General features: G+C 32.4%; 9 protein-coding genes and 1 rRNA gene. 8 read left to right on the forward strand and 2 right to left on the reverse strand.

Translation table 11 applies throughout. The annotated features are described in order from the left end of the window. Nucleotides 1–92: ribosomal RNA gene (gene rrf, locus BUE22_RS21765) — 5S ribosomal RNA — on the forward strand; the annotation flags it as partial. Nucleotides 93–267: 175 nt separating this feature from the next. Next, entirely contained in the window at nt 268–702 is a 435-nt protein-coding gene (locus BUE22_RS21770) for a Cif family virulence factor (RefSeq protein ID WP_073398093.1), read from the forward strand. A 3-nt stretch (nt 703–705) separates the two neighbouring features. On the opposite strand, the gene BUE22_RS21775 is transcribed toward BUE22_RS21770, so the two are convergent. Next, a complete protein-coding gene (locus BUE22_RS21775) occupies nt 706–1350 on the reverse strand; it encodes an endonuclease III domain-containing protein (RefSeq protein ID WP_073398094.1) in 645 nt (214 codons plus the stop codon). 57 nt (nt 1351–1407) lie between these two features. Further along, nucleotides 1408–2265: an alpha/beta hydrolase gene (locus tag BUE22_RS21780; protein WP_073398095.1), complete on the reverse strand. Its 858-nt coding sequence runs from the start codon at nt 2263–2265 to the stop codon at nt 1408–1410. Between the two features lie 139 nt (nt 2266–2404). Here BUE22_RS21780 and BUE22_RS21785 point away from each other — a divergent pair, with 139 nt between their 5' ends. From BUE22_RS21785 to BUE22_RS21810, 6 genes are all read left to right on the forward strand, one after another. Then, nucleotides 2405–3832, forward strand: coding sequence for a glycogen synthase (locus BUE22_RS21785; RefSeq protein WP_073398096.1), 1428 nt, complete (start codon nt 2405–2407; stop codon nt 3830–3832). Further along, nucleotides 3822–5102, forward strand: coding sequence for a glucose-1-phosphate adenylyltransferase (locus BUE22_RS21790; RefSeq protein ID WP_042565279.1), 1281 nt, complete (start codon nt 3822–3824; stop codon nt 5100–5102). Before BUE22_RS21785 ends, BUE22_RS21790 begins: the two co-directional genes overlap by 11 nt. 35 nt (nt 5103–5137) lie before the next feature. Further along, on the forward strand, nt 5138–7042 hold the full coding sequence (gene glgB, locus BUE22_RS21795) for a 1,4-alpha-glucan branching protein GlgB (RefSeq protein WP_073398097.1): 1905 nt from the start codon (nt 5138–5140) through the stop codon (nt 7040–7042). A gap of 200 nt (nt 7043–7242) precedes the next feature. Beyond that, nucleotides 7243–9642, forward strand: a complete 2400-nt coding sequence (locus BUE22_RS21800; RefSeq protein WP_073398098.1) for a glycoside hydrolase family 31 protein — start codon at nt 7243–7245, stop codon at nt 9640–9642. Between the two features lie 87 nt (nt 9643–9729). Beyond that, nucleotides 9730–10542, forward strand: a complete 813-nt coding sequence (locus tag BUE22_RS21805) for a M48 family metallopeptidase (protein ID WP_042565272.1) — start codon at nt 9730–9732, stop codon at nt 10540–10542. Nucleotides 10543–10721: 179 nt separating this feature from the next. Continuing rightward, on the forward strand, nt 10722–12047 hold the full coding sequence (locus tag BUE22_RS21810) for an MFS transporter (RefSeq protein WP_073398099.1): 1326 nt from the start codon (nt 10722–10724) through the stop codon (nt 12045–12047). Nucleotides 12048–12087: the final 40 nt, after the last annotated feature.

Genomic DNA, 12087 nt, shown 5'->3' on the forward strand with positions numbered 1-12087 from the left:
GGGGCTCACCTCTTCCCATCCCGAACAGAGTAGTTAAGCCCGCCTGCGCAGATGGTACTGCAGTTATGTGGGAGAGTATGTCGTCGCCTTTCTTTTGAAAAACCCTATCCAATACGGATAGGGTTTTTTGTTTTTAAAACATTTTGAAATATAAAATCTTCTTATTTTGGAGTTTGCTCTTCTACACTTTCTTATTATTCATCATGAATTATCTTTTAATATCTTTGTATTAGATAAGTCAGTTTCAGTTTAAGAAAAGTATCAATTATGAGAATATATTTTATTATAATTTTAATGTTTGCGGGATTATCTTCAAATGCACAACAGCAGGATGTGCAGAAAGCCATTGAATCTTTTTTTGAAGCATTTCATCAAAAAGACACAATTAAATTGAAGTCAGTTTGTTCTGATAAACTTATTTTGCAATCTATTAGTGAAAGTGTAACCAAAGGAAATAAGTTATCTGAAGAGAATATAAAGGAATTCTACAAGTCTATCGCTTCAATACCTTCTAATTTAAAATTTGAGGAGAAAATCTTGAATTATAATATCCAAATAGATGGGAGTATGGCGCATGTTTGGACTCCTTATGAATTTTATTTAAATGATAAATTGAGCCATTCTGGAGTTAATGCTTTTACTTTATTCAAAGAAAAAGATTCATGGAAGATTATCTATTTAATTGATACCAGAAGGAAATAATAGTTATATTACTTCTGTTAGATAGTAATGACAAGAATCTGTGATTAGACATTCTTCGCACTTTGGTTTTGGTCTGCAGGTTTCCCGTCCTAAGAATGAGAGAGCCATTCCTATCTCTGACCATATATTTTTTGGTAATGCCTGCATAAGATCTTTTTCAACCTTATTTCCATCTTTACGTTCTTTTATTATACCAATTCTTGGACTTACACGTATTACATGTAAATCTGCAATTATTCCTTCTGCTGGTTTGTGGCTTTCTCTTAGAATCACATTTGCAGATTTTCTACCAATACCTTTTAAAGCTGTTAATTCCTTCATATTTAAAGGTATGTCTTTATCATCTTTAATAAACTTAGCAATTTCCAGAAGCCATTGTGCTTTTGTTGGATAATTTCGAACCTTACTTATATAGGGAGTAAATGTCTCTAAATCAGTTTTAGACAGACTATTTAAAGTGGGATATTTTTTGAATAAGAGTGGAGCAATTTTATTAATGTTTGCATCAGAATCTTGTGCTGATAGAACTACCATCACCAACAATTGATAGATGTTTTGATAATCTAAAGGGTGTTTTTTTCCTTTATATTTTTTCAAAAGAGGTTTTAGTTTACTTTCCCAATCAGATATTTCTCCAAATAAATCCATTTTGTTTTTCTTTAGAATTATACAATTAAAAATGTAACTAACACAAATTTAAGCACTTTAAATAAATTCTAATATCTTTTTTATCACATTTTGATTTCCAAGTATTTTTCGGTGCCCGAGACCTTCAGTAATATATAAAATCCCGTTTTTAAGTTGTTCGTGAATATGAATTCCTGCTTTTACAGGAACTTCTGGATCATCTTTGTCGTGTATTACCAAAACTGGAATTTGTATTTTTTGTGCTGCTTTATATGCTGAAAAATCATCCATTTTTACCTGATATTTCTCTTCAAACAAATTACGTAATCGCTCACTAATTTCTTGTTTTAAACGTAATTTAGCAGTAAAATCATCTAAGATATCTTGAACTATATCTCCACTACCAATTATTACTGCTTTATTTACTTGTAAACCATCTTTAATTGCATTTAGTACCGACATTCCACCAAGGGAATGACCAATAGCAACCTCAAACGGTCCGTACTGTTTTTCAATTTCTAATATTGATGCGATAAAATCAGACATAATTGTGGTTTTTCCTTTAGATTTTCCATGTGCAGGTGCATCAAAGCTAATTGTAGAATAACCTAGTTTTAAAAGTTCATCAGCAATTTTAAATAGTTGTGTTCCTCTCCCTGACCATCCATGAACCAATAAAATTTTGCGATCACTTTCCCCATATTTATAAGTTACTACACTTTTGTCAATTTTAGGAATATAGATTTTATTTTGAATGCTTTTTATATCCATTTCAAGCTCCCGTTTTGGAACTTTATGTTTTATCGGAGTTGTGAATAGCTTAGCAGCATATGACGTAACTAATTTTGTTGAGATAAAAGCACAAATTTTACAGGATATAATTATAAACTGCGGAATTTTTAATGATTTAGTAGGATTAGTTATATTTTTTGTCATATCAATAAATATTTTTTTGAGGCTTAATTTTGTTTATTTTTTCCTAAATTTAAAAAACATAAAAGTAACATATTAATAATTGCTTATTTAAAAAATAATTTGAGAATTAATTTTACTATTAAACCTATAAATTTCTAACATGGAAATATTTCATATCAGTGCAGAATGTTATCCAATGGTAAAGGTTGGTGGTTTGGCCGATGTTGTTGGTGCATTACCTAAATATCAAGCTGCTGCGGGTAATCTTGTTAGAGTTGTGGTTCCTTGTTATGATACAAAATTTAAAAAAGAAAATAACTTTGAATGTGTTCATTGGGGAAATGTTAAATTGGGAAATTTTGATTTTCCTTTTAGTGTTTTAAAAGAAACTTCAAATAAACTGGGTTATGAATTATATCTGATAGAAATTAAGGAACTATTTGACAGACCAAATGTTTATGGATATGAAGATGATATTGAGCGTTTTTTTTCTTTTCAAATTGCAACCTTAGATTGGCTTTTAGCCAGAAAAACAATTCCTGATGTAATAAATTGTCATGATCATCATACTGGATTAGTTCCATTTTTGCTAAAATATGCTTATAAATATGAAAGTTTAAAAAGTGTAAGAACGGTAATTACAATTCATAACGGTTTATATCAAGGTTGGTTTGGTTTTGATAAACTACATTATTTACCTGAGTTCGATTTAATTCATGTTGGCTTTCTGGAATGGGGAAGTTCTTTGAATTCATTGGCTGTTGGAGTTAAATGCGCACATGCTGTTACGACGGTGTCTCCGAGTTATTTAAACGAAATAAACTATTCAGCAAATGGCTTAGAGTCTTTATTTAATTCGGTTCAAAGTAAATCAAAAGGTATTTTAAACGGAATTGACATCGAAGTTTGGGATCCTTCTAAAGACAAAATGATTGTACAAAATTATTCGATTGATAGTTTTGAAGTTGGAAAACAAATGAACAAGGAAAACTTGTGTGAGCAATTTGAATTAGATCCCGGAAAACCTCTTTTTAGTTTTATTGGGCGTTTATTTGAGGAAAAAGGAGGAGATTTATTGCCTCAGGCTTCGGCATTGGCCTTGTCGGAAAATTTTGAAAATATCAATATTTTGATTTTGGGTTCTGGAAATTCCCTAATTGAAGAACAATTAATGCAGCTACGGAATGATTATAAGGGAAATTACAATGTTTTCATTGGTTATAATGAAGAATTAGCACATCTGATTTATGCAGGTTCAGATTATATTTTAATGCCTTCAAGAGTTGAGCCATGTGGTTTAAATCAAATGTATGCGTTGCGTTATGGAACAATTCCGATTGTCAGGAGGACAGGAGGTCTGCGTGATACTGTAGTTGATTTTGGCGATAATGGTAATGGGATTTGTCATGATCAGGCCTCGGTTGGTGATATTTGTTATTCTATAAATCGCGCTGTAAAATTATACGATGATAAAATAAATTTAAATAAAGTTATAAAAACAGGAATGAGCATTGATCATTCCTGGGAAAGAGTTTGCCAAGAATATATCGAGATATACAACCTAATAATTGAGAAAAATGAAGTTTAAAAAGAAAAATGTCGTTGCCATTATTTTAGGAGGAGGACAAGGTTCCCGCTTGTTTCCATTAACAGAAACGAGATCAAAACCTGCAGTACCAATTGGAGGAAAATATAGACTGGTAGATATTCCAATTTCAAATTGTATCAATTCAGATATTTTCAAAATATTTGTCCTAACACAGTTCAACTCTGCTTCTTTAAATGCTCATATCAAAAACACTTTCAATTTCAGTATTTTCAGTCAATCATTTGTTGATATTTTGGCAGCAGAACAAACACCTGATAATCCAACATGGTTTCAGGGAACTGCAGATGCAGTTCGACAATGTATGTCGCATTTTCAAAAGCATGAATTTGATCATGCTTTAATCCTATCCGGAGATCAATTATATCAAATGGATTTTAACGAAATGTTAGAAGCCCATATTGCTGCAGATGCTGCGATATCTATTGCGACTTTACCTGTAAATGCCAAAGATGCTCCTGAATTTGGTATTCTTAAAACCAATCACGAGAATTGTGTTGAAGCTTTTATAGAAAAACCAGATGCATCTTTATTGCCTGAATGGGAATCTGAGGTAAGTGAACAAATGCAGGAAAAAGGTAAAAAGTATTTAGCATCAATGGGGATTTACATTTTCAATAAACAATTGCTGGAAGATTTAATGTCTGATACTGAAACGAAAGATTTTGGAAAAGAAATTATACCACAGGCCGTTGGAAAACATAAAATTCTAAGTTATCAATATGAAGGATATTGGACGGATATAGGAAATATTGAATCATTTTTTGAAGCTAATATTGGTCTAACTGCTGATATTCCGGAATTCAATTTGTTTGATAATGAGAATAAAATCTTCACAAGACCAAGATTATTACCGCCATCAAAATTTAGAAATTCAATTATAAATCAATCATTGATTTCTGAGGGTTGTATTATTAATGCCAAAGAAATAATAAGTTCTGTAATTGGTATCCGTTCCAGAATTGGTACAGGAACTGTGTTGCAAAACTGTTATGTGATGGGAAATGATTTTTACCAGGATCTTGATGAAATGAACCATGAAAGTACTATTAATAAAATCCATATTGGAATTGGAGATAATTGTTTTATAAGCAATGCTTTAATAGATAAAAATGTCCGCATAGGAAATAATGTTCACATAAGCGGAGGAAAACATTTAGATAATTTTACCAACGAATTATACAGCATAAAAGATGGAATTGTAGTTATTAAAAAAGGCGCAATTCTCTCAGATAATTTCAGAATTGAATAAAATTTCAAAATTAATTATTGCCTTAAAAACCAAATATGTCTAAAGTAATCACGCATTCTTTATTTACTGATTTCGATATTGATTTATTCAAAGCAGGAAAGCACTTCCAATTATATGAAAAATTAGGAGCACATTTAATTGAAGTCAATGGAGAAAAAGGTGTTTATTTTGCCGTTTGGGCTCCAACTGCGCAATCAGTTTCTGTTGTTGGAGATTTTAATTATTGGACACAAGGAGAACATTTATTGCAAGTTCGATGGGATTCGTCCGGAATTTGGGAAGGATTTATTCCACATATAGAAAAAGGAGCACTTTATAAATATAAAATTCAATCTAATATTGATGGCGTTGTAACCGAAAAAGCAGATCCTTTTGCTTTATATTGTGAAAAACCACCTCACACGGCTTCGGTTGTCTGGGATTTGGATTATAACTGGAAAGACGAAAACTGGATGAAATCACGTCAGGAAAGTAATAAGCTGGATAAACCTTATTCTGTATATGAGGTTCATTTAGGATCTTGGAAAAGAGGTGATCAAAATCGGTTTTTAACCTATTTAGAGCTTGCGGATGATTTGGTTAATTATGTAAAAGAAACCGGATTTACACATGTTGAATTTATGCCAATTATGGAATATCCTTACGATCCGTCATGGGGATATCAATTAACTGGATATTTTGCGCCAACTTCCCGTTTTGGAAAACCTCAGGATTTTATGGTTTTGGTTGATAAGCTGCATCAGGCTGGAATTGGCGTTATTTTAGACTGGGTTCCATCACATTTTCCGGATGATGCACACGGTTTAGGCTTTTTTGACGGATCACATTTATACGAACATCCGGATCGTAGAAAAGGTTATCATCCTGATTGGAAAAGTTTGGTTTTTAATTATGGTAGAAATGAAGTTCGTGCTTTTTTAATAAGTAATGCTGTTTTCTGGCTGCAAAATTATCATGCAGATGGTCTAAGAGTTGATGCCGTAGCTTCGATGTTATATCTTGATTATTCGCGAAATGAAGGCGAATGGGAACCCAATATTTATGGAGGAAGAGAAAATCTTGATACTATAAGTTTTCTTAAAGAATTTAATGAAGTTATCTATGCTAATTTTGACGGAGTTCAGACAATTGCAGAAGAAAGTACTTCTTTTCCAATGGTATCGAGACCAACTTTTACCGGAGGTTTAGGTTTTGGAATGAAATGGATGATGGGCTGGATGCACGATACATTAAAATATTTTCAGAAAGAAACCGTCTATCGCAAATACCACCAAAATGATTTGACATTTTCGATGACATATGCCTTTACCGAAAATTTTATGTTGCCATTTTCACATGATGAAGTGGTTTATGGGAAAAAATCTATTGCCAATAAAATGCCTGGCGACGAGTGGCAAAAATTTGCTAACCTGCGTTTGTTATACGGTTATATGTTTACACATCCCGGAACTAAACTATTGTTTATGGGGTCAGAATTTGGACAAAGTGATGAATGGAATTTCGAGAAAAGTTTAGATTGGCATTTACTTCAATATGATTATCATTTGGGCATAAAAAAGATAATCACAGATTTGAATCATTTATATAAAACTCATCCTGCATTATATGAAAAACAGTTTACTGGCGAAGGTTTTGAATGGATAAATTATTCAGATCATCAAAATGCAGTTTTGTCTTATATCAGAAAAGGAAATATCGAGAAAGAAAATGTAATTGTTGTTTGTAATTTCACACAAGTGATAAGGGAAAATTATAGAATCGGAATTCCGCAAAAAGGAAAATTGAAAGAGATTTTTAATAGCGATTCAATTATATATGGCGGAAGTGGAGTAGGGAATTCAGAAACATTAAAAGTTCAAACTGTTTCCTATGATGGAAGAGATTATTCTGTAGAATTAACTTTACCTCCCTTAAGCGTAACAGTTTATTCCTTTCAATAAAAATTTAATCTTTATTTCGTAATGCAATTTTATCAGTTTTGCATTCTTAAATTATCGATTTCCTGATTTTTTGAGATGTAATTTAATAGTCATTCAGAAAAATCGTTTTCGTGAATAATCCTTTTATTCAGAGAGGCTTATTAAGTTTTTTTGTATGTTTGAGATAAAGATTGGAGTTCTATAATTAATTCATTTAGCGTATGATTACAAATACAGCACTAGAGTATAAAGGCGATTTATATCCATCAAAAATTGTTTCGCACGAACATGAAGGAGATACCATCTTTTTTCATACAGACAACAAAGTAATCTTAAAAGTCACTATTCTTCGAGACAGTTTAATTCGGTTTCGATTTACTACAAAAGGTTATTTCAGCAATGATTTTTCATACGCAATAGATAAAACACAATTGCACGGCTATAATTTTTTAGAATTAACCGAAGAGGAAACTTATTTTCAAATAAGAACCAGTAAAGTAAAGTGTAAAATTCAAAAACAGGATCTTCGTTTGTCTATTTATGACCTCAATGATTTTCTAATTCTTGAAGATGAGCTTGGCTTTCATTGGGAAGAAAGTTATGAATATGGCGGAAATATTGTAAAAATGAGTAAATCATCCAAAGATGGAGAATGTTTTTACGGTCTAGGCGACAAAGCCACGCAAATGAATTTAAAAGGCAAAAGATTAGAAAATTTTGCGACAGATCAGTACGCTTTTCAAAAAGAACAAGATCCATTGTATAAAGTTGTTCCTTTTTACATTGGTTTACACAACAAACAATCATACGGGATATTCTTTGATAATACTTTCCGAACTTTCTTTGATTTTTGTCAGGAAAGAAGAAATGTTGCCAGTTTTTGGGCCGAAGGTGGTGAAATGAACTATTATTTTATTTACGGTCCTCAAATGCAGGATGTTGTTACAACTTATACTGATTTAACAGGTAAACCAGAATTACCGCCACTTTGGGTTTTGGGCTATCACCAATGTAAATGGAGTTATTATCCGGAAAGCAAAGTAAAAGAAATCACTTCAAAATTTAGAGAATTAAAAATCCCCTGTGATGCTATCTATCTGGATATCGATTATATGGAAGGTTTTCGATGTTTTACCTGGAGTAGTGAATATTTTCCAGACCCAAAACGAATGATTGCAGAATTAGCCGAAGATGGTTTTAAAACAATTGTAATCATCGATCCGGGAATTAAAATTGATAAGAATTATTGGGTTTACCAGGAAGCTCTTGAAAAAGATTATTTCTGTAAAAGAGCAGATGGACCTTACATGAAAGGAAAAGTCTGGCCGGGAGAATGTAATTTTCCGGATTATACAAATCCGGTAGTGAGAGAATGGTGGGCGGGCTTATTTAAAGAATTAATTTCGGACTTTGGTGTAAAAGGGGTTTGGAATGATATGAACGAACCTGCTGTTATGGAAGTTCCGAATAAAACGTTTCCAATGGATGTACGTCATATGTATGATGGAAATCCTTGTAGCCATAGAAAAGCACACAACATTTATGGTACACAAATGGCTCGTGCCACTTATCATGGAGTAAAGCGTTTTGCATATCCTAAACGTCCATTTGTAATTACAAGATCGGCATATTCAGGTGCACAGCGTTATACATCATCATGGACAGGTGATAACGTAGCAACTTGGGAACATTTATGGATTGCCAATATTCAGGTACAAAGAATGTGTATTTCAGGAATGGGCTTTACGGGTTCTGATATTGGTGGATTTGCAGAACAGCCAACTGGAGAATTATATGCACGCTGGATTCAGTTGGGTGTTTTTCATCCTTTCTGCAGAACGCATTCTTCTGGAGATCACGGCAATCAGGAACCATGGGCTTTTGATGAAGAAGTGATCAATATTACCCGAAAATTTGTGAGCTTACGTTATCAGCTATTGCCTTATTTGTATACCATGTTTTGGCAATATATAGAAGAAGGTATCCCAATGCTGAAACCATTGGTTTACTACGATCAGGATGATACCCAAACACATTATCGTAACGATGAATTTATCTTCGGAAATCAAATATTAGTCTGTCCAATTCTTGAGCCTAATTCTTTAGGAAGACGTATGTATATTCCAAGAGGAGAATGGTACAATTACTGGACAAATGAGTTTACAACAGGTGGAAGAGAAGTTTGGATCGATACCAAATTTGATGAAATTCCGGTTTTTGTAAAAGCTGGAGCAATTATCCCGAAATATCCTGTTCAGCAATATGTAGGTGAACTTGAATTTGATGAATTAACGCTGGATTTATATTATAAAAATGGTAAGGAAAAATCAGTAGTTTACGAAGATGCACAAGATGGTTACGATTATAAAAAAGGACGTTACAGCTTTTTATCTTTTAGAACCATCGGAAAAGAAAAAGAACTTATTATTCAATTGCATAAAGAAGGAAAATACGATACGCCTTATAGTAGATATAAAATTAATTTAATTGGATTGCCATTCAAAGTAACTGAAATAGAGATTGATAACGAAAAAGTGGAATTTGATAGTGAAAGATTTGAAGAAAATTATTTCCTGATTATTGATAAAGAATTTACCGAATTACATATTATTGGACAATAATAATAATTATGATACGTTTCGTTTTAATTATATAAAAATACCTATTAAAAATAATCGTATTTTTATTTTATATTAAAATCTATCACCATGAAAAATTACTTTTTCTTAACCGCCTTTGCGGCGCTTTTACTAGCTGCATGTGCGACAAATCCTGTAACAGGAAAATCAACTCTTAACTTTGTATCAAACAGCGAGTTATTTCCAACTTCATTTCAACAGTACAATGCTTTTATTTCAGAAAATAAAGTTATTACAGGAACTGCAGATGCTAAAAGAGTAGATCTTGTGGGCAGTAAAATTAAAGCTGCTGCAGAAAGATACTTAACTTTTTTAGGACAAACGCAATATTTAAAAGATTACCGTTGGGAATACAAATTGGTAGAAAACAAAGAAGTAAATGCCTGGTGTTTACCAGGAGGTAAAATCGTGGTTTATTCAGGAATTTTGCCAATCACTCAGGATGAATCAGGTTTGGCAACTGTTATGGGGCATGAAGTTTCTCACGCATTGGCTAATCACGGAGCACAAAGAATGAGTGCAGCACAATTGCAGCAAATTGGAGGAGTTGCTTTAGACGCTGCAACAAGCGGTAAATCTGAGTCAACAAGAGCCATATTTTCGCAAGCTTACGGAGTTGGTTCTGAAGTAGGAGTAATGCTTCCATTTAGCAGAAGCAATGAAAGTGAAGCCGACAAAATTGGTTTGACACTTATGGCAATTGCAGGTTACAATCCCGATGATTCAATTGCATTTTGGAGCAGAATGTCGGCTAAATCTGGCGGATCGGGAACTCCTGAATTTATGAGTACACACCCTTCTGACGCAACAAGAATTGCAAATTTAAAAGCATTAATTCCTGATGCAAGGGCGACAGCTGCAAAAGTTGGTGTTATCAGATAAAACAAGATTATCTATATCAAAAAAATATATAAAGCTATTCTTTTAGAGTAGCTTTTTTTTTTGTACTTATCATTAAGTCAATTAATTGCGATTAAATAATAATTTATTAATGTACGATTTATGAATATTATATCCAATTATAGAAAAAAAGAAATAATTTAGCAACCAAATTCATAAATATGGCAGATTTAAACAAAGGAGATAAAAAATTATTAAATGCATGGGCTTTTTACGATTGGGCAAATTCAGTTTATCCATTGGTTATTTCATCGGCCGTTTTTCCAATTTTTTACGAAGCATTATTTTCAGACAAAGATCATTATATAGATGTTTTCGGAATGAATCTTAAAAATTCTGCTTTAATAAGTTTTATAACTGCTGCAGCATTTTTGGTTGTTGCTTTTATTTCGCCATTATTATCTGGTATTGCTGATTATGTGGGGAATAAAAAAACTTTTATGAAATTCTTTTGCTATATGGGCGCTTTGTCCTGTATGGGTTTATATTGGTTTAACCTTGAAAACATATACATTGGCTTACTTTTTTACTTTTTGGGATTGATTGGTTTTTGGGGAAGTTTGGTTTTTTATAATTCTTACCTGCCTGATATTGCTTTTCCTGAACAGCAAGATAAACTAAGTGCCAAAGGATATTCTTTAGGATATATAGGAAGCGTTATTTTAATGATTGTTAATCTTGCGATGATCATGAAACCGAAAATTTTTGGCATAACAGGGACTGAAGGCGAAGCTGCTATGAAAGCGATGCGCTACTCATTTTTAATGGTTGGAATTTGGTGGATTGGCTTTAGTCAATATACTTATTATTATTTACCAAAAGGAAATAAAAAAGAAGATCAAAAAGTAAATAAAGATGTAATCTTTAATGGTTTTAAAGAATTAAAAAAAGTATGGAAATTACTGGAAGAAAACATCTCCTTAAAAAGATATTTGAGCAGTTATTTTGTTTACAGTATGGCTGTACAGACCGTTATGATTGCAGCAACCTACTTTGGTGCTCAGGAAATTGATTGGCCATCTCAGGCTGATAGCACAAAAGGTTTAATTATTTGTATTTTATTAATACAGTTAGTAGCTGTTATTGGAGCCGTTCTAACTTCTAAAGCTTCTGCAAAATATGGTAATATTCCAACCCTAATTGTAATAAATTCTATTTGGGTAATTTTTTGTGTTATTGTTTATTTTATCTGGCTGCCAATACATTTTTATGCGATGGCTACATTGGCAGGATTTGTAATGGGAGGAGTTCAGGCCTTATCACGATCTACTTATTCTAAATTATTGCCGGAATCTGATGATACAGCATCTTTTTTTAGTTTTTATGATGTTGCCGAAAAAATAGGAATCGTAATTGGAATGTGTGTTTACGGCGCAATTGATCAAATTACCGGAAGCCCCAGATATGCAATTGTAGTATTAGGCGTATTTTTTACAGTAGGTATTTTATTATTACGAAGAGTGCCAAAAAAAGGCGTTTTAAATTAATAAAACACCTGACTTAGTTTTGTTATTTAAGTAGAAAATT

Source organism: Flavobacterium pectinovorum (assembly GCF_900142715.1).
GTDB lineage: Bacteria > Bacteroidota > Bacteroidia > Flavobacteriales > Flavobacteriaceae > Flavobacterium > Flavobacterium pectinovorum.

Bases quoted from the DNA above. Each gene is read 5' to 3' on its own strand.
- BUE22_RS21770 (WP_073398093.1), top strand. From the start codon at position 268: ATGAGAATATATTTTATTATAATTTTAATGTTTGCGGGATTATCTTCA.
- BUE22_RS21775 (WP_073398094.1), bottom strand. From the start codon at position 1,350: ATGGATTTATTTGGAGAAATATCTGATTGGGAAAGTAAACTAAAACCT.
- BUE22_RS21780 (WP_073398095.1), bottom strand. From the start codon at position 2,265: ATGACAAAAAATATAACTAATCCTACTAAATCATTAAAAATTCCGCAG.
- BUE22_RS21785 (WP_073398096.1), top strand. From the start codon at position 2,405: ATGGAAATATTTCATATCAGTGCAGAATGTTATCCAATGGTAAAGGTT.
- BUE22_RS21790 (WP_042565279.1), top strand. From the start codon at position 3,822: ATGAAGTTTAAAAAGAAAAATGTCGTTGCCATTATTTTAGGAGGAGGA.
- glgB (WP_073398097.1), top strand. From the start codon at position 5,138: ATGTCTAAAGTAATCACGCATTCTTTATTTACTGATTTCGATATTGAT.
- BUE22_RS21800 (WP_073398098.1), top strand. From the start codon at position 7,243: ATGATTACAAATACAGCACTAGAGTATAAAGGCGATTTATATCCATCA.
- BUE22_RS21805 (WP_042565272.1), top strand. From the start codon at position 9,730: ATGAAAAATTACTTTTTCTTAACCGCCTTTGCGGCGCTTTTACTAGCT.
- BUE22_RS21810 (WP_073398099.1), top strand. From the start codon at position 10,722: ATGGCAGATTTAAACAAAGGAGATAAAAAATTATTAAATGCATGGGCT.